Genomic DNA, 24884 nt, shown 5'->3' on the forward strand with positions numbered 1-24884 from the left:
CCATCACAACCCGACCACCAGATCCACATCCACCGATCCACAAAACACGCCCTAGCCGGCGGGAGCCGCGCCGATTCCCCGCGCGGCCGCGCCGCTCTCTCGCGCGGCCGCGCCGTTCCCTCTCGTGGGGGTGTCGTTTCCCCTCGTGGCGTGCCGTCTACATCTTCTTGTAGACGATGGGCATCACCAGGCCGATGATGGCCAGGGCCTCGGCGAACACCAGACCGAGGATGATCTGCTGCCGCAGGAGCTGGAACATCTCCGGCTGGCGGGCGATCGCCTGGACGCCGTGCCCGAAGACGAGGCCGATGCCGATGCCCGGGCCGATGGCCGCGAGGCCGTAGCCGATCGCGGTCACGTCTCCGGTGAGCTGGGCGGCGAGGGACATGTCCTTCCCCTTCCTGATCGGTGGACTAGACCGAACAGGACGAGGACGGGGTTCCTGGAGAACGGGCGGGGTTCCGAGTGACGGGGGATCGCTGCACCCATTCGACCTCCTCGCCTCCACCCTTGCGCATCCCTCCAGCCCCGGACAAGGCGTGATCGCGGACGGCGAAACCCGGGTCGCCGGGGGTGATCAGAGGGTCAGCCGGGTGATCGCGGACTCCACGGCGGCCAGGCGGTCGGCCACGAGGCCCAGGGCGGCGACGGCTCGCGTCGCGGGCTCGTCGCCCGCGCCGCCGAGGGCCTGGTCGCGGACGTACGCCGCCTTGATCTCGGTCCAGCGGCGGGCCCGCTCGGGGGTCAGCGTGCCGCGCAGCTCGGCGAGCTTGAGGAGGTTGGCCTCCGCGCCGCTCGCCAGCATCTGGGCCTCAGCCTGGTAGTGGTCGTCGATCAGGGCCTCCAGCTCATCCCGGTTCATGGCCGGGACGACCCGCTCGGCCAGCTTGTTCATGTTCCGGTAGGAGCCCTGGAGCTGGAACGGGGGCTCGGTGCGGGAGGCGTCGGACCGCGCGGCGGAGTCGATGTAGGCGCGGTTCACCGCCATGACGACCTCCTGGACCCGCACGAGGTGGCGCAGCACGGCGAGGATCTGGTCGAGCTCGGCCGCGGAGTACGGCCGGGCCAGCCCGTCGGGGTGGGCGGTGGGGTCGCCCTGCGCCAGCCGTACGAGGAGGTCCAGGTCGGAGCGCCCGGCGGCGGCCAGCGGGGCCAGGACCGGGTTGGACGTCAGGGCGTTCTCCAGGTAGCTGAGGGCGAAGACCTCGTCGCGGCCGGAGAGGACGTCGCCCAGGTTCCACACGTCGGCCCGGTTCGCGAGCATGTCGGGGACGCGGAACCGGCGGCCGGACTCGGTGTACGGGTTGCCGGCCATGCAGACGGCGAAGCGCTTCCCGCGCAGGTCGTAGGTGCGGGTGACGCCGTTCCAGACGCCCTCCATGCGCCGCTGGGCGTCGCACAGGGAGATGAACCGCTGCAGCAGCTCGGGGCTGGTGTGCTGGATGTCGTCGAGGTAGAGCAGGACGTTGCCGCCCATCTCCAGGGCGAAGTTGATCTTGTCCACCTCCTGCCTGGCGGTGGCGTCGGGGGCCTCGGCGGGGTCCAGGCTCGTCACTGCGTGGCCCAGCGCGGGCCCGTTGACCTTGACGAACGTCAGGCCGAGGCGGTCGGCGACGTACTCCATCAGGGTGGTCTTGCCGTATCCCGGCGGGGAGATCAGCAGGAGCAGCCCCATCTGGTCCGTGCGCTTGGCGTCCCCGGCCGCGCCGAGCTGCTTGGCCAGGTTGTCGCCGATGAGCGGCAGGTAGACCTCGTCGAGCAGGCGGTTGCGGACGAACGCGCTCATCACCCGCGGCCGGTACTCCTCCAGGCGCAGCCGCGCGCGCTCCCGGGCCACCAGGTCGTTGCGGAGCCGCTGGTAGGCGCGGTACGCCGGGACGCGTTCGGCGCGGAAGGCGCGGGTGCGGGCGAGGGTCTCGTCCAGGCGCAGGCCGAGACGGCGGCCGGCGATCCGGGGGTGGGCGCCGAGGAGGCCGTCCACGGTCGCGGTGAGCGTCGCCGCGGACTCGTGCCGGGGCAGGGCGCCCCCGCAGAGCTCGATCGCGATCGCCTCGGGCAGGTCGTGCTCGGCGCCCGCGGCCTCCTCCACGGCGCCCGACGCCCGCTCCGCCGCGAGGTAGGCCCGGAACCACGCCTCCGCGAGCTGCCGCCGGGCCGCCAGGTCGTCGCCCAGCGCGCGCAGGTCGTCGTCGAACTCCTTGGCGCGCGGCCCGCCCAGCGCCCGGCGGAACCGCTCCACCAGGCGGCGGGCCCCGGCGCCGGTCACGAACCCGAACGGCGCGGTCGCCAGCTCCTCGAAGAGGTACTCCCCGGCCAGGCCCGCGCCGCCCGCCGCGCTGACTCCACCAGCCGCGCCCGTCCCGCCGGAGTGCCCGTCCCCGGGGTGCCCGGTGAAGGCGGTGATCGCCGCGTCCAGCTCCGCGCACAGGGCGGCGATCGCGTCCCCGCCGAGCCCGAACGCCTCCCGGGCCCGACCGAGCGACCGCGCCCGGGTCGTCCACGTCCCCCGCGCCCGCTCGTCCGCGCCGAAGGCCCAGAAGAGCTGCGCCGCCGCCCGCGCCGCCGGGGGATACCGCAGCGTGCCCGCCCCGGCGTGCAGCCGCAGCAGCGCGTCGAGGATCGCCGCCGCGTCGTGGTCGTGCACGCCGCGCTCGTACCCCTCGTCGTACCGGGACGCGGCGGCCCGCCGTACGACGTCGAGCAGCCCGCCCTCGGCCACCGCGGCCTCGTGCAGCGCCTCCAGCGTCAGCCCCCGCTCGCCGCCGGCCCGCGGCCCGGGACCCCCCGCCCCGTTCGCGCCGGTCGCGTGGCTCAGGCCGTACGGCGCGGCGCCCGACGCCTCGGCGAGGACGGCCGCGGCCAGGTGCTCGGCGCGGTACACCTCGGGCGTCTCGGAGACCAGGAGCTGGTCCCAGTACGGCCGGGTGGCCTCGAACGCGGCGTCGCGGACGGGCTGCCGGTAGTCGGTGCCGGTGATGGCGTACGCCATGCCGCCCTCGTGCGGCACGAGCGTCAGGTCGAGCGGCTGGGTGTTGACCGCGAACCGGTGCCGGCCCAGCCGGATCGCCGCGCCGCCGGCGTCGTAGAGGTCGGCCCGGTCGCGCAGCCCCCGCCCGGCCTCCTGGCGCGCGGCCTTGAGCCGCCCGGCCAGTTCCTCGGCGCGGACCTGGTCGCCGAGGGCGCGGAGCTCCTCGGCCACCGCGCGGACCCGCGCCACCATCGGGTCCGCCGCGAAGTAGGTGTTCACCTCGTCCTGCGAGCCCAGGGCGGCCAGGCGCCGCCGTACCCCGGACAGGACGCGCTCGGCCGACTCCATCAGCCGGTCCGCGCGCCGCGCGCGCTCGTCCAGGAGCGCCTGCCGCCGCGAGGAGAACGCCTCGTAGACGTCCTCCCGCTTGGTCGCCAGCTCGGCCAGGAAGTCGTCGAAGTCGGCGAACCGCGTCTCCAGGTTCTCCACCTGGAGCAGCAGCCGCCCGAGCTGTTCCTCGCACCGCTCCGGGGTGTCCGCCATCGCCAGCGCGCCCGTGATCGCCTGCCCGAGCAGCGCGAACTCGGCCGCGAACTCCGCCCGCCCCTCGGCCGACCGCAGCTCCCGGCGGCGCGCGTCCAGGGTGGCCCGAGCGCGGTTGACCCCGGCCAGCACCTCCCCGACGCGTTCCAGGATCGCCGTGCGCACGGTGGCGTCGGCGATGTCCAGCGTCCCGACGACCTCGACGACGATCTCCAGCCCCGCCGACTGCTCGCCCAGGCGCTCCCCGATCGGCCCGGCCTCCGCCACCGTCCCGATCCCGGCGGCCTGCCCGACCAGCTCCGACACCTGCGCCTGGTAGTCGGCGAACGCGTCCCGCCCGCGCAGGAACTCGACCGCCCGCCGGGCCGCCGCCGTGACCTCCTCCTCCAGCCGCGCCGCGAGCACGTCGATCCGCTCCAGGTCGGCGTACCGCAGCTCGCGCAGCGTCGCCAGGTGGCCCTGGGCCCGCCGCAGGTCCGCGAGCCGGGTCACCCACGCCCGCGCGCTGAGCGGGGTCTCGCCGCGCGCCCGCCGCGCCAGCGCCTCGACCGACGCCTCCGCCTCGCCGACCGCGGCCGCGGCCTGCTCCGTGAGCCGCTGGACCTGCTCGTACTCCTCCAGCGCGCGCTCGGCCGTCGCCCGCAGCTCCGCCAGCGGCGTGCGCAGGTCGCCCAGCTCGGGGTCGCCCAGCCAGTGGTACTGGTCGAACAGCCGCGTGCACGTCCCCACCAGCGCCTCGAACACCGCCGCCGACGGGTTCATCTCGCGCGCCATCCGGGCCGCCGACACGCAGTCGGAGATGCCGCGCACCAGCTCGGCGTTCCCGATGCGCTCCAGCGGGCCGGTCCCCACCGGCTGCCGCGCGGCGTACGTGTCCGAGACGTACGGCGTCTGCCACACCTGCATCGGGTGCACCCGGGTCGGCTCGTCGGAGTCCGCCCGGAAGATCACCATCGTGCCGTCCTCGAACAGGGAGTACCCGTGGCACGGGATCGGCGTCGCCACCTCCTTGCGGATCATGTTGTACGGCAGGAGCAGCGTCCGCCCCTCGGCCCGCGCGTGGAACACGTACAGCGCGTCCTCGCCGTTGGGGGAGCGGATCACCCGCTCGAACTCCAGGCTCTCCACGTCGGTGTCGAACGTCTTCACGACCCCGGTGACCAGGTAGTACCCGCCGGGGAAGATGATCCCCTGGTCCTCGGGGAGCCGCTGGCACGCCTGCCCGATCCCGTCCAGCCGCGCCACGGTCCGCGTGCGCGTGTTGAAGACCAGGTGCCGCCAGGCCGTCTCGTTGTACGGCCGGACGCGCAGCAGGATCAGCGGCCCCACCCGGGCGTGGTGCACGTCGGCGTCCGCCAGGCTCTGCAGCCTCTCGGCGACCGGCTCGCTGTAGACGCCCTCCCCGGTCTCGGTGTTGTTCTCCACCTTGATCGTCAGGTCGCCGCCGATCGTCTCGACGAACAGCTCGCCCCCGATCGAGATGTGCGGGTGCCGCCCGAGCACGTGGTCCTCGCGGGTCGTCTCGACCCACTCGAAGTCGTGCGCGGGCGGGAACACGTGGTCACGCTCGCCCCGGTTGTCGATGTACTCGGCGGTCCCGTCCGGGGCCACCCGCCAGCGCAGCACCCGGATGTCCTCGGTGCGCGGCCCCGTCTGGAACACCGCCAGCAGCTTGCCCTCGACCCGCCGGAGCTGGAGCAGCCGGGTCTCCCGGTAGTAGCGGTACAGCTCGGCGAAGTCCCGCTCGAACGCCGGGTCGGCGAACAGCGCGGAGGACGCCCGGTCGAACCGGAAGGCGTCCCCCTCCCGCGTGAAGGTGTGCAGCGAGAACACGTCCGCCACGGTCGTCTCGGGCTTGAGCCCGATGAACACGTTGTACCCGAACACCATCACGCCGCCGACGGACACGATGTCGCGGGGCACGCAGTTGTTCTCGGTCCGCAGCCGCTCGGTCCCGACGACCCGCAGCTCCGCCCCGCCGAACACCTCCACCCGCCGCGAGTTCAGCCCCTCGGCCCGGCGCGCCAGCTCCCCGGCCTGCTCGGCCAGCCGCGCGCGCAGCACCTCGTAGGTCCCGGTCCCGAGGGCCGGGCCCTCCGCCGGCCCCGGCCCGGCGGTTCCCCGCCGGGCCGGCTCCCGCCGCCCTGACTCCTGCGGCACTGTCTCCTGCGTCACGTACGGCTCCGCGTTCCTAGCCTGGTGGTCGTCGGTCGGGCCCGCGCCCCCGCGTGGCCCGGGCGGGGTTCCGGGGGCGTCAGTCGGCGCTGGTCGCGGTCACTGCCGGGGCGCGCTGGGGGGCCGCGGCGGAGGCGAGGAGTTCCTGGAGCCTGCCGGGGTCGCCGCCGCCGGACTGGAGGAACTTGGCGAGGGCCGCGGAGAGGGTCAGGTCGCGCACTCCGGCCGGGTTGAGCGAGCCGAGCAGCTTGGCCAGGTCCTCCGGGAGGCTGGACTCGCCGTCCAGCCAGGGGGCGCCGAGCCGCTGGGCGACCTGGGAGTGCTCCACGAAGCCGTCCACGCTCTTGCCCATGCCGACCGCCGAGGTGACGCGGTCGAAGAAGGCCCCGTCGCCGCCGACGATGTCGATGTCGGCCTTGGCCAGGCCCGCGGCGAGCACCTCGGCCTGGGCCTCGGCCACCCGGCGCTGGACCTCGATGCCGGCCAGCCGGACCTCCTTGTCGGCCTCCAGGCGCAGGCGGTACTCCTCGTGCGCCCGGCTGGCCTCGTCCAGCGCGGCCATCGCGGCGGCCTTCTCGGTCAGGCCCTCGGCCTCGGCCTTCAGCCGCTCGCCCACCGCCGCCGCGGCCGCGAGCGCCTTGGCCTGCTCGCCCTCCGCCTCGGCCTTCAGCCGCTCGCCGATCCCGGCGGCCTCGGCCAGTGCCTTCTCGCGCTCGACGACCGCCTCGGCGCGGCCCACCTTCTCGATGGCCTCGGCGTCGCGCTCACGCACCTGCACCTGGGCCAGCCCCGCCGCCGCGGCCTCGGCCTGGACACCCTCGGCCAGCCGGATCTTGGCGCGCGCGTCCAGGTCGGCGGCCTGCTGCCGCGCCTCGGCGAGCACCAGCTCCTCGCGGGCCCGGAACTTGGCGGCCTGCTCGGCGGCCTCGGCGGCCTTGATGCCCTTGACCAGGTTCTCCTGCGCCTCGGCCTCGGCCTGGATCACCACCGCCTGGCGGGTGCGCTCGGCCTCCTCGACCACGCGCAGCCGCTTGATGTTCTCCTCCTGCTCGGCGACGGTCTTCTCGACCGCGATCCGCTCGCGGACCACCTCGGCCACGCCCCGCCGTTCGGTCTCGACCTCCTTGTCCTTGGCGATCTTGGACAGCTCGGTCTCCCGGTCGCGGGCGATGACCTCCAGCAGGCGGTCCTTCTCGATCCGCTCGCTCTCGATCGCGATCACGCGCTCGCGGTTCTTCTGGGCGACGGCGATCTCGCGGTCGCGGTTCTCGCGCTGGATGCCGAGCTGCTCGTCGGTGCGGATGCCCGCGGTCTGGGCCTTCAGCCGCTCCTCGGCCTGGACCTTGGCGATCTCGGCCTCCTCGCGGGCGCGCATGGTCTCGACCTCGCGCTTCTGCTTGATCTCCGCGTCGGCCTGGCGGCGTTCGAGTTCGAGGATGGCCTCCCGGGCGTCCACGTTCTGCCGGGTGATCTCCTTCTCCTCGTGGCGGCGGAACTCGTTGGTGCGCACGTGCTCGATCGCCGTCAGCTCGGTGATCTTGCGGATGCCCTGGGCGTCGAGGATGTTGTCGGCGTTGAGCTGGTCGAGCGGCGTCTGCTCCAGGTAGTCGATCGCCGCGTCCTCCAGGCTGTACCCGTTGAGGTCGGTGCCGATGACCTGGATGATCTGGTCGCGGAACTCCTCGCGCTTGGTGTAGAGGTCCACGAAGTCGAGCTGCTTGCCGACGGTCTTGAGCGCCTCGGAGAACTTGGCGTTGAACAGCGTCTGGAGCGTGCCCTCGTCGCTCGCGCGCTCGGTGCCGATGGCCTGCGCCACCTTGATCACGTCCTCGGCGGTCTTGTTGACCCGCACGAAGAACGAGATGCGGATGTCCGCCCGGATGTTGTCCTGGCAGATCAGGCCCTCCTGGCCGCTGCGCTCGATCTCGATGGTCTTCACCGAGATGTCCATGATCTCGGCCTTGTGGAGCACGGGCAGCACCACGGCCCCGGTGAACGTCACGTCCACGTTCCGGACCTTGGAGATGATCAGCGCCTTGCCCTGCTCGACCTTGCGGAACAGGCGGCCGACGACGAGCAGCAGGACGAGCGCGAGCAGCAGGACGACGGCCAGGAGCACGCCGAAACCGGTGGAGATGACGTCCATGTGGTCCCTTGAGGTGAGGAGACGTACGTCAGGTGAGAGGTCGTTCCGGGTCGAGCCCGGCGTCGTACGGCATGACGCGGAAGAACTCGCCCGCCGTGTCGTAGTCGAAGATCAGCGCGCGGTCGCCGGCGCGCAGCGGCGCGTCCCCGTCGATCCCCCGGACCTGGACGATCGCGGTGGAGCCGTCCGCGGCGCGCACCTCGGCCTGCCCGAAGTCCCCGGTCACGCGTCCGGTGCGGATCACGCACATCCGCCCCACGAAGTCGTTCCGTGAGGGCGCCCGCTCGCTCGCGAAGACCCGCCGCAGCGGCGTCACCAGCGACCGGGTCCCGAGCCAGGCGGCCCCGAGGGCGACGGCGAGCACGAGCACGCGCATCGCCGTACCGGAGACCAGGGCGCTTCCGGCCAGGCTGACGAACCAGGCCAGCACGACGAGCAGCGAGAGCACGACGGTGACCGGAACGCCGCCGAGGCCGAGCGCCGGGAGAAAACCCGAGGAGGCGTTTTCTGCGCCGACGTCATCCCCGTCCAGAATGTCGAGATCGAGCCCGATGAGCAGGGCCAGGAGCCAGTAGATGACGACGATCACCAGGGCGAAGCTGAACAACACGGTGGGAAAAGCAAGTGCGACCCCCATGAATTCGCCCATGTCGGCGACGATCCTCCCCGGCCATCGGCCCCAACGATCCCCCGATCCTGGATGGCTGACCCCGGAACATATCCTCATATTTCCGGGGTTGCAATGCTTTCGACCGATTAATTGTGTGGGAAACGTGCGGAGAGCGCCGCGGAGTTCCCTCGCGGCGATCGTCTTTTGCGGAAATCGGGGTAACTTTCTGTCATCGACTCCATCGGATTCCGTGACCGCGCTCACCGCCGGAGGAGGCCGCGCGCGCCTCGCCGCGCCCCCGCCTTCTCCCGCGGCCTCGCGGCGGGCTGCCTGCTCGCCGCGGCCGCCGCGTGCGGGGATTCCGGTGAGCGGGACGCGCGGGAGCTGACCGTCTGGCTCCAGGTGGACGCGCGGCTCCAGTGGCCCGAGGCGGTCGCCGCCGCCACCGCGGACTTCTCCCGGCGGCATCCCGGGGTGCGGGTGAAGGTGGCCTACCAGTCCTGGTCGGACCACACCGCCAAGTTCGACGCCTCCGCGCAGGGCGGCCGGACCCCCGACGTGATCGAGATGGGCACCACCGAGACGCCGCAGTACATAGCCGCGGGTGCCTTCGCCGACCTGACGGCCGAGAAGGCGACCTTCGAGCACTCCGCCGCCTGGCTGCCCGCGCTGACCACCGCGTGCACGCACGCCGGGCGCCTGCGCTGCGTGCCGTACTACGGCTCCAACCGCGCCGTCGTCTACCGCCGCGACCTGCTCGCGGAGGCCGGCGCGACCGAGCCGCCCCGCACCTGGCGGGAGCTGATGGCGCTGATCGGCCGGCTGTCCGCGCGGCACCGGGCCGACCCGGCGTTCTCGCCGTTCTTCTTCCCGGGCCAGCACCAGTACGCCGCGATGCCGTTCGTCTACGACGCGGGCGGCGCGGTCGCCGTACGGCGGGCCGACGGCTCGTGGGACGCGCGGTTCTCCTCGCCGGAGGGGCGGCGCGGGCTGGCGAACTGGAAGGCGCTGATGGACGCGGGCTACCGGGGCGACCGCACGATCAACGACCTGACCGCGTTCAGCACGATGGTCGCGGGCAAGACGGCGATGTTCTACGACGCGGGCGGGCACCTGCGCCGGGTGTACGGCCCGCAGGGCGATCCGGCGCTCGCGGACCTGGTGGGCTCGTTCCGGCTGCCGAGCCCGGCGCGGAAGGGCGCGTACGTCCCGTCGTTCATGGGCGGGTCGGTGCTGGCCGTGCCGGTGAAGAGCCGGCACCGGCGGTGGGCGTTGGACTGGATCCGGGCCTACACCGCGACGGCGAACCAGCGGCGGTTCGTCGCGGGCGGGGGACTGGCGAGCTCGACGGCGGTGACGGCCCGCGACCCGCGCATGAAGGGCTACGTCGAGTCGCTGACCGGGACGTGGAGCGTGCCGTCCGCGGAGCACTGGGCGCAGGTGGAGAAGACCAAGATCATCCCGAACATGCTGGTGGACATCGCCACCGGGCAGGTGAGCGTCGCCGCCGCGACCCGCGCCGCCGACGGCGCCATCGAAGAGATCCTGAACGGCTCGTGATGTCCGAGCGCGAGACCGCCGACCCAGGCCGCACGGCCGCGCGCCGCGACGCCCCGCGCGCCGGTTCGGGATCCGGTTCGGGATCCGGATCGGGTGCCGGGCCTGGTTCCGGTTCGCGTTCCGGTCCTCGGCACGGTTCGCGTTCCGGTTCGGGGTCCGGTTCGCGGCGGGGGCCGCGCGGCCTGCCGTACCTGCTCATCGGGCCGGCGCTGGTCGTGATGGCGGCGGTGCTGGGGTTCCCGCTGGTCCGGGTCGTGGTGCTGTCGTTCCAGGACTGGGGGCTGGCGCAGATCTTCACCGACCGCGCGCCGGAGTTCGCGGCCGGCCGTAACTACCGGCGGATCGTGACGGACCGGGCGTTCTGGAGCGCGCTGCGGCGCACGGTGGTGCTCACGGTGGCGATGGTCGCGCTGTCCATGGCGGCCGGGGTCTCGATCGCGCTGCTGATGGAGCGCGTGCCCGCGTGGATACGGCGGGCCGTGACGTTCGTGCTGGTGCTCGCGTGGGCCGTGCCGAGCTTCGTGTCCACGCAGGTGTTCGCGTGGATGACCGACCAGAACGCCGGGGTGCTGAACTCGCTGCTCGGGCTGGGCCGGCACAACTGGTACATCGACAGCGCGCAGGGCCTGTCGGTCACGACCGCGATCGTGGTGTGGGGCGCGGTGCCGTTCATCGCGATCACGACGTACGCCGCGCTGACCCAGGTCCCCGCCGAGATCGTCGAGGCGGCGCGGGTGGACGGCGCGACCGGGTGGCAGGTGCTGCGCCGCATCACGCTCCCGGTGATCCGGCCGGTCCTGGTGATCCTCACGGCGCTGTCGGTGATCTGGGACTTCCAGGTGTTCAACCAGATCTGGATCCTGCGCAACGCCGCCCCGGCGCCCGGCTACCAGACCCTGTCGATCTACTCCTACGTCAAGGCGTACCAGGGGCACGAGTACGGCTACGCGTCCGCCGTCGCCGTGGTCACCGTCCTGCTCCTGCTGGTCGTCATGGTGTTCTACCTGCGGCGCATTGTCCGGGCGGGGGAGGGCTCGTGAGGCGATGGGTCTTCGGCGCGCTCGGGATCGCGGTCCTCGTGATCTGGGCGTTCCCGGTGTACTGGATGGCGGTGACGGCGTTCAAGCCGGGGCGGGAGATGTTCGCCGTGCCCCCGCGGCTGCTGCCCGCGAACCCGACCCTGGCCAACTTCGGTCACGTCCTGTCCGACGGCGAGTTCTGGCGCAGCGCCCAGAACAGCCTGATCGTCGCCGCCTGCACGGTCCTGGCCGCGATGGCGTTCGCGTTCCTGGCCTCCCTGGCGCTGGCCCGCTTCGCGTTCCGGGGGCGGCGGGCGCTGCTGGTCGCCCTGATCGTCGTCCAGATGGTTCCGCACGTGGCGCTGGTCATCCCGATCTTCCTGACCCTCGGGCCGCTGCGGCTGACCGACGCCCTGCCCGGCCTCGTGATCTCCTACCTGGCGTTCGCGCTGCCGTTCGCGATCTGGACCCTGCGCGGCTTCGTCGCCGGGGTCCCGCGCGACCTGGAGGAGGCCGCGATGGTGGACGGGTGCACCCGCATGGGCGCGTTCCGCCGGGTCGTGCTGCCGCTGATCTTCCCCGGGCTCGTCGCCACCTCGATCTACACGCTGATCCTGGCCTGGAACGAATACCTCCTGACGTACTTCCTGATCAGCAGCCCCGAGCACTACACGCTGCCGCTGTGGCTGACCCACTTCATCACCACGGAGGGCACCGAGTACGGCCCGCTCATGGCGGGCGCGACCCTGATCGCCACCCCGGTGGCCGTGTTCTTCGCGCTCGTGCAGCGCCACCTCGCCCGCGGCCTGACCGCCGGCGCGGTCAAGGGCTGAGCCGGGGGACGGGCGGCCGGGGCGCGGCCCCCGGAACCTTTCGCGGCGAGCCCCGGTATGAGGGGCGTGGATCTTGCGGCGAGAGGGGTTCCGATGCGGATGAGGGCGGCGGTCCTGGCGGCGGCGGGCGTGGTCGCCGTGGCGTGCGGGGCCGGATGCGCGCCGGCGGGCGGGCCGGCGTCCGCACCCGTCTCCGCGGGCACGGCGATCGCGTCCGGTACGGCTCACGCGCCCGGCACGCCCGGGACGTCCGCCCCGGCGGGCGCGGGGGCGTCCCCGGCGGCGGACGGGGCGGGGCGGGAGCGGGCGGTGTACGCGATCGACTTCGCGGACGCCCGGCACGGCTACGCGCTCCGGTCCTCCTGCACGGGCGGCGAGCGGTACCGGTGCGACACCGACGTGATCGCGACCGAGGACGGGGGACGGACGTGGGCGCGCCGGGCCTCGCCGGTGGGTGAGGTGCGGGCCCCGGACGGGCTGTCGGCGGGGCTGCACGTGCTGGGGCGGGACCGGGTGGTCGTGGAGGACCGCGGCCGCCGCTGGTTCAGCGCGGACGGCGCGCGCCGCTGGAAGGACGCCGACCGGCCCGGGGCGCGGCCGGTGGACGCCGTCCCCGGGGGCGGGGTGCTGACGGCGGTGTGCGGGGACCAGGGGTGCGGGCGCCCGCTCGTGCTGCTCCCGGAGTCGGGGGCCCGCGCGCCGCTGGCCTCCCTGCCCGCGCTCACCGACTGGCGCGTCTCCCAGGGCGTGCCGGCGGCGGACGGGACGTGGTGGGCGGCGGGCCGGCGGCCGGGGTCGCGGGAATGGTCGCTGGCCGGGTCACGCGACTCGGGCCGGACCTGGTCGGTGCGGCCCCTCCCCGGCCTGACCGGCAACGTCTTCGGCGTGTCCGTGTCGGCCGGGCCGTCCGCGACGTACGCCGTGGTGCGCGGCGAGCTGCCGGGGGAGCAGGTGAAGAACGGGCTCCTGGCGATCTACCGGAGCGCGGACGGCGGGCGGACCTGGGAGCGGACGTGGCGGCACCGGCCCGGGGTCGCGCCGCTCTCGTCGCTGGGCGCCGGGATCGCCGCCGCGGACGGGCGGCTGATGATCGCGGGGGAGGACCGGCGCGTGCACACCAGCCGGGACGGCGGGCGCTCGTTCACGGCCTCCGGCCCGGCGGACGTGGCGGGCTGGGTGAGCTGGACCCGGGCGGGTTACCTGAACCAGGACGGCGACCGGCTGCGGCTGTCGGCGGACGGGCTCACCTGGCGCGACATCGCCTGAGACCACCGCGGCGACGGATGCCACGGCCGCGCCTGAGGCCATCCCGGGGACGGGCGCCGGGGGCCGCGCCTGAGGCCATCCCGGGGGCGGGCGCCGGGGCCGTGGCCCGTCGCGGTATCAGTCACTCGTCGCCGGGCGAGCGCTCGACGAGCCGGTAGTGCTGCCGCTTCTTGTGGTCGCGGACGACCACGCCGAGCCGGGCCAGCTCGTCGCGCAGCTCGGCGATGTCGTGCGCGTCGTCCTTCTCCAGCGCCTTCGCGCGGGCCTTGAGGAGGGCGTCCGCGCCGGGCGGGAGGCCGGGGACGCCCTCGACCCAGCGGCGGAACTCCTCGCGGTACGGGTCGCCGTCCAGCCAGGTGTAGCCGTGCGCGGTGAGCGTCTCGTGCACCGGCCCCTCCTTGAGGTCGGAGGTCTCGCGGGCCAGCTCGCCACCGTCCCGGCCCAGCAGCACCAGCGCCTTCCCGTCCCAGAACGCGCCGTTCACCCGGTCGGCGGGGATGGTGCGGGATTCTCCCTTGCGGGTCAGCGTGATCCCCTCGGGGGAGACCAGCACCTCCAGGCTCTCGTACTTGGCCATGAACGCCACGAACAGCCCGCCGGCGGCTCCCAGCGCGAGGGCGCCGAGCGTGGCCTGCGGGTCCGGGATCGAGGCCAGGAACTTGACGATGTCCTCGAACGGCAGCCACGAGAGCGTCGCCGCCCCCCAGTCCACGATCAGCTTCACGACCCAGAGCGCGGCCGCGCCGATCACCGGGAAGAGCACGAAGTACAGGGCGAACAGCCACCCCGGCTCCGTGATCCTCGCCTCACGCGCGTTCACGACGACCCCCCGCTGTCCCACGATCACCGAACCCCCGAGACTAACGATCCCGCCGCCCACGTGCCAGGCGGCCGAGGAGAGGGTACCGGGGAAGGCCTCGCCGCCGCCCCGGCGGCCGGATCAGACCGGCCCGGCCCAGGGGTTCGGCCGTTCGTCGAGCCCCCAGTACAGGCTCTTCTGCCGGGTGTAGGCGAGGACGCCCTCCCGGCCCTTCTCCCGCCCGAGGCCGCTCTCCTTCTCGCCGCCGAAGGGCGTGGAGACGCTGAACTGCTTGTAGGTGTTGATCCACACTGTCCCCGCCTCGACCCGGCGCGCCAGCCGTACCGCCGCCCGGTAGTCGCGGGTCCAGATCCCGCAGGCCAGGCCGTAGACGGTGGCGTTGGCGAGGGTCACCAGCTCCTCCTCGCCGGTGTACGGCAGGGCCACGAGCACCGGGCCGAAGATCTCCTCCTGGCACGCGGCCGAATCGGCGGGCAGGCCGTCGAGGATCGTGGGTGGGTAGAAGTTGCCGGGGCCGGGGAGCGGGGCGCCGCCGCAGCGGACGCGCGCGCCGTCGGCCCGCGCGCGGTCCACCATCGCCGCCACCCGGTCCCGGTGCTCGGCGGTGACCAGCGGCGCGACCTGGGTGGACGGGTCGTCCCCCGGGCCGACCCGCAGCTTCTCCGCCCCCGCGACCAGCCGCCCCAGGACCTCGTCGTACATCGCGCTCGGCAGGAGCACCCGGGAGCCCGCGACGCAGCTCTGCCCGGAGGAGGAGAAGATCCCGAACAGGATGCCCGCCACCGCCAGGTCCAGGTCGGCGTCCGGCAGCACGATCGTCGGCGACTTCCCGCCCAGCTCCAGGGAGACCGGCATGATCTTCCGCGCGGCGATCGCCCCGATGGCGCGGCCGGTGGCCGTGCCCCCGGTGAACGACACCTTCCCCACGCCCGGATGCCGCACGATCGCGTCCCCGGTCACCGGGCCCGGCCCCGGCAGGACCGACAGCAGCCCCTCGGGCAGCCCCGCCTCGCACACCAGCCGCCCGAGCGCGAGCGCCACCAGCGGCGTCCACTCGGCGGGCTTGAGCAGGACGGCGTTCCCCGCGGCGAGCGCGGGCGCGATCTTCTGCGCGTCGCTGGCGATCGGCGAGTTCCACGGCGTGATCGCCCCGACCACCCCGATCGGCTCGTGCGTGCTCATCGTCAGGTACGGCCCGCGCGGCGGCGTCAGCGCGCCCTCCAGCGTCTCCGCCACGCCCGCGAAGTACCGGAACGTCCCCGCCGCGCTCGCCACCAGCGCCCGCGTCTCGCCGATGGACTTGCCGGTGTCCGCCGTCTGCAGCCGCGCCAGCCCTTCGGCGTCCCGCTCGATCAGGGCCGCGATCGCCGTGAGCCACCGCGCCCGCTCGTGCGGCAGCGCGTCCCGCGTCAGCCGTACGGCCTCATGGCCCCGGCACACGGCCTCGTCCACGTCCCCGGCGCCGGTCGCGTGGATCTCCGCGAGCACCCGCCCGTCGGCCGGGTCGCGCGTGACCAGGGGATCCCCGCCTCCGCGCCGCCAGCGCCCGCCGACCAGGATCTCGTCGGGAGGCACCGGGCGGACCGGGTCCGCCGGGAAGCCGTCCACCGGTCCCATGCCCACCATCGCGGCCACCTCCCAGGGAGCGTCCTCTCCGCCACGGTAACCCGGCTTCCGCGTGGTTCTAGGGGACGGCCCTGGCGGCCTGGTCGAGGGAGCGTTCCAGTTTCGCCAGGAGAGCGGACAGGCGGCGGCGCTCCGGCTCGGTCAGCCCGGCGAGCATCTCGCGCTCGTTGGCGAAGTGCGCCTCCACCACCTCGTCGACCAGGGCCAGGCCCTCCTTCGTGAGGCGGGCGTGGACGACGCGGCGGTCGGCGGGATCGCGTTCGCGGACGACCAGGCCCGCGGCCTCCAGGCGGTCGATGCGGAGGGTGAGGCCGCCCGAGGTGACGAGCGTGATCTCGGCGAGCTCCCCGGCCGTCCGGCGGTACGGCGGGCCGCTGCGGCGCAGCGCGGCCAGCACGTCGAACGCCGCCATCGTGATGCCGTAGCGGTCGAAGACCTCCGAGATCCGGTCCTGGTAGCGCAGGAAGGAGCGGTGCAGGCGGCCGAAGACCGCGAGGGGGGAGACGTCCACGTCCGGCCGCTCGCGCCGCCACTGCGCCAGGATCGCCTCGACCGGGTCGGGCCGGTCCGCGCGTGCCATGCCACCCCCTCCGGAAGGGTAGACCGCCGTTCCCGCTATTGCGCGGGCAATCCGCCGGTGTTAGGAACCATATAGGCATATATCTTGCCACTCAACTAAATCCCCCAGGTCACAAGAGGTGGAACGTGGATCTGGAAGCGCTCATCGACTCCTGCGTCGCGACCCGCGAGAGCCGGTACGAAGACTGGGACACCCTGTCGTTCCAGGCCAAGGCGGGCGGCGACGCGTTCGCGCGGGCGCAGATCCGCTACATCGGCTCGGGCGCGACCGGCGACCACGAGACGGACCACCGCATCCTGCCGTCCGAGCACTTCACCTTCTCCAACATGCGCCTGCCCAGCGGCGCCGTCGGCCCCGAGCACACCCACCACGACGCGGAGGAGGTCTTCTTCGTGCTGGAGGGCGAGCTGGAGGTCACCGTGCACGACGTGGAGGACGGCACGAAGACCGCCAGCCGCGTGCTGGGCTACCGCGACCTGATCCGCGTCCCGGCCGGGGTCCCGCGCAGCCTGCGCAACGTGGGCGAGGGCGACGCCCTCTTCTGCGTCATCATCGGGGCGCGCAAGCCGCAGCTCCCCACCTACCCGCCCACCTCGCCGATGCACGGCGTCACCAGAGGCTGACCGTTGCCCCGTGAGCTGCGCCTGGTGCGCTCGACCTGGCTGGCCGAGGACGTCGTCCAGCTCGGCTTCGCCGACCCGGCGGGCGCGGAGCTCCCCGAGTGGGCGCCCGGAGCGCATCTCACCCTGCACCTGCCGAACGGCATGAGCCGCGACTACTCCTTGTGCGGCGACCCCGCCGACCGCCGCCTCCTGTCGGTGGCCGTCCAGCGCGACCGGGCCTCCCGGGGCGGCAGCGCGTACGTCCACGACCGCCTCCGCGTCGGCGAGATCATCAAGGTGGACGGCCCCGACAACGACTTCCCGCTCGAACCCGCGGGCGCGTACGTCCTGGTCGCCGGGGGGATCGGCGTCACCCCGATCAAGGCCATGGCCGAGGAACTGCACCGCCGCGCCGCCCCCTGGCACCTGCTGTACTGCGGCAGGTCCCGCGCGTCCATGGCGTTCCTCGACGTCCTCGAAGCCTTCGGCCCCGCCCACGTCACGGTCCACGCCGACGACGAGCGCGGCGGGCCCCCGGACATCGCCGCCCTCCTCCCCGCGCTCGCCCCCGCACCGCCCGCCGCACCGGGCGGGCCGCCGTACGGCGGGGCGGGCGGGGAGCCGCTGGTGTACTGCTGCGGGCCCGAGCCGCTGATCCAGGCGGTGACGGCGAGCCTGGCGGACGTGTCACGGCTGCGGGTGGAGCGGTTCCGGGCGCCGGAGAGCGCCGGGCCCGCGGCCGGCGGGGAGGCGTTCGACGTGGTGTGCGCCACCTCGGGGGTGCGGGTGAGCGTGCCGCCGGGGCGGACGATCCTGGAGATCGTGCGGGAGGCCGGGGTGCCGGCGCTGTCGTCCTGCGAGGAGGGCGTCTGCGGCACCTGCGAGACCCGCGTGATCGAGGGCACGCCCGAGCACCGCGACTTCCTCCTCACCGACGAGGAGCGGGCGGCCGGCGAGGTCATGATGATCTGCTGCTCCCGCTCCCGCGACCCCGAACTCGTCCTCGACCTGTAGAACCCCCGCGCGCACTCCCAGGAGTACCCGATGGAACTGCGACTCGACCCCGTGCAGTCCCGGTCCCGCCCGCTGACCAGCTACGAGCACGTGCTCGCCGACGAGCTGGAGAACGTGTTCCGGAGCGGGGCGCACGACCTGCCCGGCGTGGTCGCCCGCCTCAACGAGACCGGGGTGCGGCCCCCGGACGGCGCCGACTGGACCGAGGCGTCGTTCACCGCCGAGATGGCGCGGCTGGGAGCCCTCGAATGAGCGCCCCGCGGACCGTCGAGGCCCTGATCGAGCTGGGCCTGCGCAACCGCTGGTACGCCCTGTGCCGATCCGACCGGGTACGGCGGGGCGAACTCGTGCGGCTGGACCGGGCGGGGGAGGAACTGCTGCTGTGGCGCGACGCCGCGGGCCGGATCCGGGTGCAGGAGGACCGCTGCCCGCACCGGGGCGCGCGGCTCTCGCGCGGGGTGCACATGGGGGACCGGATCGCCTGCGACTACCACGGGGTCCAGGTGGACGGCGAGGGCGTGGTGGTCTCGGTGCCCGGCAGCCCCGGATGCCGGCTGGAGGGCAGGCGGGCGCTGCGCACGTTCCCCGCGGCCGAGCACGCCGGGGCGGTGTTCGCCTGGTTCGGCGACCCGGAGGACGCCGAGCCCGCCCCGCTGGGGCTGCCCGCGCAGCTCGCCGACGACGCCTGGGCCCACTTCCTGGCGTACGCCGAATGGGCCGCCCCCTGGACGTACTCCCTGGACAACCTCATGGACCCGATGCACGGCGCGTTCCTGCACCGGCAGACGCACACGATGTTCGCGGGCAAGCGCGAGGCGGTCTTCCAGATCCGCGACACCGACACCGGGTTCGTGTTCGAGAAGACCGACCAGCGCGGCGTGAACTTCGACTGGTCGGAGTGGATCGACACGGGCGCGCAGTGGGTGCGCCTGGAGATCCCGTACCCGCCCACGGCCGGGCCGGGCGGCCCCTTCACGATCATCGGCACGGCCACGCCCATCGACGCGGACCGGCACGCGGCGTTCTTCTGGCGCTGCCGGAAGGTGAGCGGGTGGGAGCGCGACACCTGGCGGTTCCTCTACAAGGCGCGGCTGGAGGAGCGCCACTGGGCGGTGCTGGAGCAGGACCGGGCGATGCTGGAGGCCATGCCGCGGGACGCCTGGGACCGGGAGAACCTCTACCAGCACGACCTGGCGGTGGTACGGCTCCGCCGCATGATCCGCAACGAGGCGGGACGGCAGCTCGCGGCCAGGGCGGAGCGCGCCCGGCCGCTGCGGGAGGTGAGGGCGTGAACGAGCCGATCGCGCGTCTGCGCACGCTGCGCAGCGTCGCCGTGCGCACGCCCCGCGCGGGGGACGCGGCGGAGTTCTACCGCGAGGTCTGGGGCCTGACCGAGGTCGAGAGCGACACGGGCGTGTCCTGGCTGCGCGGCACCGGCGAGGAGCACCACATCCTGGAGGTCCGGCAGGCCGCCCAGAACGCCCTGGGCAAGATCGCCTTCTCGGTCGGCTCGCCCCGTGAGGTGGACGAGGCCGCCAAGCGCCTGGCCGGGCGCGGGATCCCGCTGGTCGCCGAGCCGGGCCGCCTCGACCAGGCCGGGCACGGGTACGGCCTGCGCTTCGCCGACCCCGAGGGGCGGCTGATCGAGATCTCCTGCGACGTCGAGGCCGTGACGCCGCAGGACCCCGGCGGGCTGCCCGCCGTACCCCGCAAGCTCGCCCACGTCGTCCTGAACACCGTGGACATCGACGCCGCGGCCGAGTTCTACACCGGCGTGCTGGGCATGCGCGTGTCGGACTGGTCCGAGCACCAGATGGTCTTCCTGCGCTGCAACCGGGACCACCACGTGATCGCGTTCAACAGCGCCGCGTGGACCTCGGTGAACCACATGGCCTACGAGATGCCGTCGATCGACCACTTCATGCGCGGCATCGGCCGGCTGCGGCACCACGGCCTCACGCCGCTGTGGGGCCCGGGGCGGCACGGCCCCGGCAACAACACGTTCTCCTACTTCGCCGACCCCGCGGGGCTCGTCTGCGAGTACACCTCCGAGGTCCAGCAGGTCGAGGAGGACGCCTGGCTCTGCCGGGTCTGGCGCCGGGTCCCCGAGCTGTCCGACCTCTGGGGCACGGCCGGGCCCCCGTCCAAGGACGTGCGCGCCCACATGGCGGGCGTCCCCGACCCCGGCCGCTGGTGGGAGTGCTGACGCGCGGCGGCCACGGGCGGGATGGAGAGGGAGCGGATGGGATGGCCCGGTGGGCGTGATGGCCGGCCGGGCGTGATGGGTGGCCGGGTGTGATGGCTGGGCGGATGTGACGACGGAGCGGGTGTGATGACGGAATCGCCGGACGGCGGGGTCCACGTCGCCGAGGCCGGGGCGGGCGGGGACCCCGTGCTGCTGCTGCACGGGATCGGGGGGAGCGCGGAGTCGTTCGCCGCGCAGATCCCGGCGCTGGCCGGGCGGTACCGGGTGCTGGCGTGGGACGCGCCGGGGTACGGCCGGTCGGCCGACCTCGCGGGCCCGCCCGGGATCGAGGGGTACGCCGAGATCGCGGCCCGCGTGCTGCGCGGACGCGGCGCGGCGCCCGCGCACGTCGTCGGCGTCTCCTGGGGCGGGGTGATCGCCGCCCGCCTCGCCGCCGACCACCCCGGCCTGGTCCGGTCGCTGGTCCTCGCCTCCTCCTCCCGGGGCTCGGGCCGCGACCCCGGGCGCGCGGCGGCCATGCGGAGCCGGGCGGAGGAGCTGGCGCGCCTGGGCCCCGCTGCGTTCGCGGCCCGCAGGGCGCCCCGCCTGGTCTCCCCGAAGGCGCCCGCGGAGCTGGTCGAACGCGTGCGGACGGTGATGGCCGCCGCGATCCGCCTCCCCGGCTACGCCCACGCCGCCGCCTCCATGGCCGAGGCCGACCTCACCCCCGTGCTCGGCCGGGTGGCGGCGCCCGCGCTCGTCATCGCCGGGACCGAGGACGAGGTCACCGGCCCGGAGGAGAGCGAGGCGATCGCGTCCGCCATCCCCGGCGCCCGCCTCGCGCTGGTCCCCGCCGCCGGCCACGCCGTCAACCAGGAACGCCCCGGCCCGTTCAACAGCCTCCTGAAGGAGTTCCTCCCATGACCGCCCCCATCCCCCGATCCGGTACGGCTCACGAGGCGGGCGCGAGCCGTACGGCCGCGGGCCGGGAGGCGGCGGACGGGAGGGCGCTGGAGGGGCGGCTCGTCGTGGTGACGGGGGCGGGGCGGGGGCTGGGGCTGGAGATCGCGCGGGCCGTGGGGAGGGCCGGGGCGCGGGTGGTCGTGGCCGAGGTGGACCCGGACCGGGCGGGCCGGGCGGTCGCGGAGCTGGCCGGGGAGGGGGTGGACGTGCGCCGGGCGGACACGGACGTGGCCTCGGCCGGGTCGTGCGCGGCGCTCGCGGCCGCCGTGGAGCCGCTCGGGCCGGTGTACGCGCTGGTCAACAACGCGGCGCTGGCGGACGGGGTGGGCGGCAAGCCGTTCCACGAGATCGGGGTGGCCGAGTGGGACCGGCTGATGGCGGTGAACGCGCGAGGGCCCTGGCTGGTGAGCCGCGCGCTGTTCCCGCTGATGGCGCGGCCGGGACGGATCCTCAACGTGGCCTCCGACGCGGCCTTCCACGGCTCGCCCCGGCTGGCCCACTACGTGGCGTCCAAGGGCGCGGTGATCGCGCTGACCCGGGCGATGGCGCGCGACGCCGGGCCGTACGGGATCACGGTGAACGCGGTCGCGCCGGGCCTGACCGAAGGGGAGGCGGCGGAGCGGATCCCGGCGGAACGCCACGAGCTGTACCGCCGCAACCGGGCCCTGACCCGCCCGCAGCGGCCGGGCGACCTGACCGGCGCGGTCGTCTTCCTGCTGTCGGACGCCGCCGAGTACATCACCGGCCAGACCCTCGTCGTGGACGGCGGCTTCGTCTTCCATTGATTTATCCAGACATTTCCAAATCGACTAAAAAGCGCGAAGTGTGCCGAGTTTCGAGATGAAGCATTAAGGAATGCGATGAACGCGACGACCGGCGAATGGAGACGTGAAACGAAGGTGTCCGAAATCGGCTATCGACCGACCGTGGTCCCGGTGCTAACTTCAAGGTGTCCGAAAAGCCGTCAAGAAAGGGCGGTAAAACATGGCCGAAGCCTATTTCGCGTTCACGCAGCACCCGGGCCAGGAATTCGTCTTCAAGCTCACCGACGAAGAGAAGATCGCCCACGCCCGCCGGATCCTGAGCGGTCAAGAAAAGGATCGCGTCCACGTCCACGGGCGCATCCTGAAGCGGAAGGAGTCCTACAACCCGAACTGGGACTACCATCTCGACCCGGACACCATCCAGTTCTTCGAGGTCGCCATCGAGGTCTGCGACGCCAATATGCAGTACGTCGAGGACCATCTCGACGAAGCCTGCGGAGCCTTCCTCCCCGGGTGCCACTGGTGCCCCTGGGATTCCCGCCTGACCCGCGAGGTCAAGCCCAACTCGTAGCCCCCCGCCCCCTTCCCTTCTTCGGTCCCCTCTCTCGCGCCGATCTCGCGGTTTCAATCACGTCGTGTGCTTGAAGCCGCGAGATCGGCGCGAGAGAGGGCGGCGGTGGAGTATGGATCTGGGTTTACGCGGGCGCACGGTGATCGTGACCGGCGCGAGCGGTGGCGTCGGGCTCGCGACCGCCGCGATGTCGCTGGCCGAGGGCGCGTCCGTGGCCGCGTGCGCGAGGGACGGCGTACGGCTGGCGCGGGCGCTGGAACCCCTGCCCCGGGCGGATGGCGCCCGCCTGTTCCACGCGAGCTGCGACGTGACCGACGCCGAGGCCGTACGGCGGTTCGCGGAGGCGGCGGCGGGAGAGCTGGGCGGGATCGACGGCCTGGTGAACAACGCGGGGCGGTCGCTGATGGCGGGGGCCGGGGAGACCACGCCGGAGCAGTGGCGCGACGAGTTCGAGCTGAAGATCTTCGGCGTGCTGAACCCGCTGCGGGCGGCGCTGCCGTACCTGACGAGGTCGCCGGTGGGCGCGATCGTCAACGTGAACGCGATCCTGGCGCGCCAGCCCGAGCCACGCCTGGCCGCCACCTCGGCGGCGCGGGCCGCGCTGCTCAACCTCACCAAGACGCTCTCCGCCGAACTGGCGCCGGTGCGCGTCAACTCGGTGTGCCTCGGGCTGATCGACACCGGGCAGTGGCGGCGGCGGTTCGAGGCGTCGGGCGAGCCGTCGTACGAGGCGTGGACCGGCGCGCTCGCCGCCGACCGGGGGATCGCCCTGGGCCGGCTCGGGCGGGCGGAGGAGGCGGCGTACGCCATCGTCATGCTGCTGTCGCCGCTCGCGTCGTACATCACCGGCGCCTCGCTCGACGTCGGAGGAGGGGTGTCCAGATATGCCTGACATCCACGGAAACGGCGGAGACGTCCTGGTGCAGGTCCTGCGGGCGCACCGCGTGGGCGTCGTCTTCGGCGTGGTCAGCGTGCACAACCTGCCCCTCGTCGAGGCCGTGGACCGCGACCTGCGTTTCGTCCCGGTGCGCCACGAGGCCGCCGCGGTCAACGCCGCCGACGCGTACGCCCGCGTCTCGGGCGGCCTCGGCTGCGCCCTGACCAGCACCGGCACGGGGGCGGCCAACGCGGCGGGCGCCCTGGTCGAGGCCCTGGCCGCGAGCAGCCGGGTCCTCCACGTCACCGGCCAGATCGACAGCCGCTACCTCGGCCAGGGCCGCGGCGTCATCCACGAGACCAAGGACCAGCCCGGCATGCTCGCCGCGATCTCCAAGCACGCCCGCACCGTCACCGCCCCGGCCACCGCCGCCGGCGTCCTCCTGGACGCGGTGCGGCACGCCCTGGCCGTCCCGTGCGGCCCCGTCAGCGTGGAATGGCCCGTGGACCTCCAGTACGAACCCCACCCGCCCGCGGAGATCCCGCCCCCCGGCGCGGGCCGCGATCGTGTGACGTATGACGCCCCGGGTGGCACGTATGACGAGGCCGCCGTCGGGCGGGCGGCGGAGCTGGTGGCCGGGGCACGGCGGCCGGTGCTGTGGATCGGGGGAGGGTGCCGGGGCGCGCGCGAGGAGGCCCGCGCGCTCGCCGAGCTGCTGGGCGCGCCGGTGCTCACCTCCAACTCCGGGCGCGGGGTGATCCCGGAGGACCACGAGCTGGTCGTGGGGAACTTCGCGAGCGGCGCGGCGGGGGCCGGCCTGCTCGCCGGCAGCGACCTGCTCGTGAGCGTGGGCACGCGTTTCCGGTCGAACGAGACGCGGCACTACACGCTGAAGGTGCCGGAGGCCCACGTGCAGATCGACGTGGACCCGGCGGCGATCGGCCGCGTCTACCCGGTGACGGCGGGGGTGCTCGGCGACGCCGCCGCCGTGCTCGCCGCCCTGACCAGGGCGATCACCGAGCCGCGCCGGACCCCGGCGGAAGGCGGTCCGGGGACCGACGGGCCGGGGACGGGTGGTCCGGGGTCGGGTGGTCCAGGGCCGGGCGGGCGCGCGGGGCGGGACGGGTGGCGGGAGCGGGGGAGGGAGGCCCGGCGGGCCGCCAGGGAGCGGCTGCGCGCCGAGATCGGGGTGTACGCCGAGGTCTGCGACGCCGTCCGGGCCTGCTTCGACCGGCGGTCGCCGCTGGTCCGGGACGTCACCATCCCGTCGAGCCAATGGGGCAACCGGCTGCTGCCCGTCTACGAGCCGGAGACCAACGTGTTCCCGCTGGGCGGCGGCATCGGCCAGGGCCTGGCGATGGGGCTCGGGGCGGCGCTGGCCAGGCCGGGCGTGCCCACCCTGATCATGGCGGGCGACGGCGGCCTCGCCGTGCACCTGGGCGAGCTGGCCACGCTCGCCCAGGAACGGCCCTGGGCGGTGGTGCTCGTGTTCAACGACCGGGGTTACGGCGTGCTCCGCAACACCCAGGACGCCTACCGGGGACGCCGGGCGGGGGTGGACCTGTTCACGCCGGACCTCGCCGCGCTCGCCGCCGCGATGGCCATGCCGTACGGCCGGGTGGTCCGCCCCGGGGAGATCGGGGAGGCGCTGGCGAAGGCCGTCGCCGCGCGCGAGCCGTACCTGCTGGAGATCGACGTGGACCGGCTCGGGCCGCCTCCGGTGCCGTTCGTGCCGCCGGTCCCCGTGCCCGGGACTCGGTGA

General features: G+C 73.9%; 21 protein-coding genes. 14 read left to right on the forward strand and 7 right to left on the reverse strand.

The window, feature by feature from the left end:
• Positions 1-157: 157 nt before the first annotated feature.
• The 4 genes from atpE to D5H75_RS29185 all read right to left on the reverse strand — a co-directional run bounded on the left by atpE (position 158) and on the right by D5H75_RS29185 (position 8481).
• On the reverse strand, positions 158-388 hold the full coding sequence (gene atpE / locus D5H75_RS29170; protein WP_119929785.1) for an ATP synthase F0 subunit C: 231 nt from the start codon (positions 386-388) through the stop codon (positions 158-160).
• Between the two features lie 189 nt (positions 389-577).
• A complete protein-coding gene (locus tag D5H75_RS29175; protein ID WP_119929786.1) occupies positions 578-5671 on the reverse strand; it encodes a DNA repair ATPase in 5094 nt (1697 codons plus the stop codon).
• 94 nt (positions 5672-5765) lie between these two features.
• The gene (locus D5H75_RS29180; RefSeq protein WP_119929787.1) at positions 5766-7832 is read right to left on the reverse strand and encodes a flotillin family protein; all 2067 of its coding nucleotides are present in this window, start codon (positions 7830-7832) and stop codon (positions 5766-5768) included.
• A 28-nt stretch (positions 7833-7860) separates the two neighbouring features.
• Positions 7861-8481 carry an OB-fold-containig protein gene (locus D5H75_RS29185; RefSeq protein ID WP_119929788.1) on the reverse strand — a complete coding sequence of 207 codons (621 nt, stop codon included), beginning with the start codon at positions 8479-8481 and terminating at the stop codon, positions 7861-7863.
• Between the two features lie 363 nt (positions 8482-8844).
• On the opposite strand from D5H75_RS29185, the gene D5H75_RS29190 reads away from it, so the two are divergent.
• The 4 genes from D5H75_RS29190 (at position 8845) to D5H75_RS29210 (ending at position 13120) form a co-directional block, all read left to right on the forward strand.
• The gene (locus tag D5H75_RS29190) at positions 8845-10002 is read left to right on the forward strand and encodes an extracellular solute-binding protein (RefSeq protein WP_202638613.1); all 1158 of its coding nucleotides are present in this window, start codon (positions 8845-8847) and stop codon (positions 10000-10002) included.
• Positions 10003-10220: 218 nt separating this feature from the next.
• Entirely contained in the window at positions 10221-11042 is an 822-nt protein-coding gene (locus tag D5H75_RS29200) for a carbohydrate ABC transporter permease (RefSeq protein WP_119929791.1), read from the forward strand.
• Positions 11039-11854 (forward strand): carbohydrate ABC transporter permease, encoded by an 816-nt coding sequence (locus D5H75_RS29205; protein ID WP_242454592.1) that lies wholly within the window; start codon positions 11039-11041, stop codon positions 11852-11854. The genes D5H75_RS29200 and D5H75_RS29205 overlap by 4 nt, the downstream gene beginning before the upstream one ends.
• 93 nt (positions 11855-11947) lie before the next feature.
• Positions 11948-13120, forward strand: coding sequence for a WD40/YVTN/BNR-like repeat-containing protein (locus D5H75_RS29210; RefSeq protein WP_119929792.1), 1173 nt, complete (start codon positions 11948-11950; stop codon positions 13118-13120).
• Between the two features lie 121 nt (positions 13121-13241).
• Here D5H75_RS29210 and D5H75_RS29215 read toward each other — a convergent pair whose 3' ends face one another.
• The 3 genes from D5H75_RS29215 to D5H75_RS29225 form a co-directional block, all read right to left on the reverse strand.
• Complete coding sequence (locus tag D5H75_RS29215) at positions 13242-13967, reverse strand: YqeB family protein (protein ID WP_242454593.1); 726 nt, start codon at positions 13965-13967, stop codon at positions 13242-13244.
• A 93-nt stretch (positions 13968-14060) separates the two neighbouring features.
• A complete protein-coding gene (locus D5H75_RS29220) occupies positions 14061-15566 on the reverse strand; it encodes an aldehyde dehydrogenase (protein ID WP_242454594.1) in 1506 nt (501 codons plus the stop codon).
• A gap of 58 nt (positions 15567-15624) precedes the next feature.
• Positions 15625-16146 carry a MarR family winged helix-turn-helix transcriptional regulator gene (locus tag D5H75_RS29225; protein ID WP_119929793.1) on the reverse strand — a complete coding sequence of 174 codons (522 nt, stop codon included), beginning with the start codon at positions 16144-16146 and terminating at the stop codon, positions 15625-15627.
• Between the two features lie 125 nt (positions 16147-16271).
• Between D5H75_RS29225 and D5H75_RS29230 the strand changes: the two genes are divergently transcribed.
• From D5H75_RS29230 to D5H75_RS44320, 10 genes are all read left to right on the forward strand, one after another.
• Positions 16272-16769 (forward strand): cupin domain-containing protein, encoded by a 498-nt coding sequence (locus D5H75_RS29230; protein ID WP_119929794.1) that lies wholly within the window; start codon positions 16272-16274, stop codon positions 16767-16769.
• A 3-nt stretch (positions 16770-16772) separates the two neighbouring features.
• Complete coding sequence (locus D5H75_RS29235; protein WP_202638614.1) at positions 16773-17762, forward strand: PDR/VanB family oxidoreductase; 990 nt, start codon at positions 16773-16775, stop codon at positions 17760-17762.
• A 30-nt stretch (positions 17763-17792) separates the two neighbouring features.
• A complete protein-coding gene (locus tag D5H75_RS29240) occupies positions 17793-18014 on the forward strand; it encodes a recombinase-like helix-turn-helix domain-containing protein (RefSeq protein ID WP_119929795.1) in 222 nt (73 codons plus the stop codon).
• Entirely contained in the window at positions 18011-19054 is a 1044-nt protein-coding gene (locus tag D5H75_RS29245; RefSeq protein ID WP_119929796.1) for an aromatic ring-hydroxylating oxygenase subunit alpha, read from the forward strand. Before D5H75_RS29240 ends, D5H75_RS29245 begins: the two co-directional genes overlap by 4 nt.
• Positions 19051-19968, forward strand: a complete 918-nt coding sequence (locus D5H75_RS29250) for a VOC family protein (RefSeq protein ID WP_119929797.1) — start codon at positions 19051-19053, stop codon at positions 19966-19968. Before D5H75_RS29245 ends, D5H75_RS29250 begins: the two co-directional genes overlap by 4 nt.
• A gap of 126 nt (positions 19969-20094) precedes the next feature.
• Positions 20095-20871, forward strand: a complete 777-nt coding sequence (locus D5H75_RS29255; protein WP_119929798.1) for an alpha/beta fold hydrolase — start codon at positions 20095-20097, stop codon at positions 20869-20871.
• Positions 20868-21695 carry an SDR family oxidoreductase gene (locus D5H75_RS29260; protein WP_242454595.1) on the forward strand — a complete coding sequence of 276 codons (828 nt, stop codon included), beginning with the start codon at positions 20868-20870 and terminating at the stop codon, positions 21693-21695. Before D5H75_RS29255 ends, D5H75_RS29260 begins: the two co-directional genes overlap by 4 nt.
• A 199-nt stretch (positions 21696-21894) precedes the next feature.
• Positions 21895-22245, forward strand: a complete 351-nt coding sequence (locus D5H75_RS29265; RefSeq protein WP_119929799.1) for a BP74-related protein — start codon at positions 21895-21897, stop codon at positions 22243-22245.
• 112 nt (positions 22246-22357) lie between these two features.
• Positions 22358-23137: an SDR family oxidoreductase gene (locus D5H75_RS29270; protein ID WP_119929800.1), complete on the forward strand. Its 780-nt coding sequence runs from the start codon at positions 22358-22360 to the stop codon at positions 23135-23137.
• Positions 23130-24884 (forward strand): thiamine pyrophosphate-binding protein, encoded by a 1755-nt coding sequence (locus D5H75_RS44320; protein ID WP_119929801.1) that lies wholly within the window; start codon positions 23130-23132, stop codon positions 24882-24884. The genes D5H75_RS29270 and D5H75_RS44320 overlap by 8 nt, the downstream gene beginning before the upstream one ends.

Origin of the sequence: Bailinhaonella thermotolerans (assembly GCF_003594875.1) — a bacterium.
GTDB lineage: Bacteria > Actinomycetota > Actinomycetes > Streptosporangiales > Streptosporangiaceae > Bailinhaonella > Bailinhaonella thermotolerans.

Coding starts and splice junctions, on each gene's coding strand:
- atpE (WP_119929785.1), bottom strand. CDS start 388: ATGTCCCTCGCCGCCCAGCTCACCGGAGACGTGACCGCGATCGGCTAC.
- D5H75_RS29180 (WP_119929787.1), bottom strand. CDS start 7,832: ATGGACGTCATCTCCACCGGTTTCGGCGTGCTCCTGGCCGTCGTCCTG.
- D5H75_RS29185 (WP_119929788.1), bottom strand. CDS start 8,481: ATGGGCGAATTCATGGGGGTCGCACTTGCTTTTCCCACCGTGTTGTTC.
- D5H75_RS29200 (WP_119929791.1), top strand. CDS start 10,221: ATGGCGGCGGTGCTGGGGTTCCCGCTGGTCCGGGTCGTGGTGCTGTCG.
- D5H75_RS29210 (WP_119929792.1), top strand. CDS start 11,948: ATGCGGATGAGGGCGGCGGTCCTGGCGGCGGCGGGCGTGGTCGCCGTG.
- D5H75_RS29220 (WP_242454594.1), bottom strand. CDS start 15,566: ATGGTGGGCATGGGACCGGTGGACGGCTTCCCGGCGGACCCGGTCCGC.
- D5H75_RS29225 (WP_119929793.1), bottom strand. CDS start 16,146: ATGGCACGCGCGGACCGGCCCGACCCGGTCGAGGCGATCCTGGCGCAG.
- D5H75_RS29240 (WP_119929795.1), top strand. CDS start 17,793: ATGGAACTGCGACTCGACCCCGTGCAGTCCCGGTCCCGCCCGCTGACC.
- D5H75_RS29245 (WP_119929796.1), top strand. CDS start 18,011: ATGAGCGCCCCGCGGACCGTCGAGGCCCTGATCGAGCTGGGCCTGCGC.
- D5H75_RS29255 (WP_119929798.1), top strand. CDS start 20,095: ATGACGGAATCGCCGGACGGCGGGGTCCACGTCGCCGAGGCCGGGGCG.
- D5H75_RS29260 (WP_242454595.1), top strand. CDS start 20,868: ATGACCGCCCCCATCCCCCGATCCGGTACGGCTCACGAGGCGGGCGCG.
- D5H75_RS29265 (WP_119929799.1), top strand. CDS start 21,895: ATGGCCGAAGCCTATTTCGCGTTCACGCAGCACCCGGGCCAGGAATTC.
- D5H75_RS29270 (WP_119929800.1), top strand. CDS start 22,358: ATGGATCTGGGTTTACGCGGGCGCACGGTGATCGTGACCGGCGCGAGC.
- D5H75_RS44320 (WP_119929801.1), top strand. CDS start 23,130: ATGCCTGACATCCACGGAAACGGCGGAGACGTCCTGGTGCAGGTCCTG.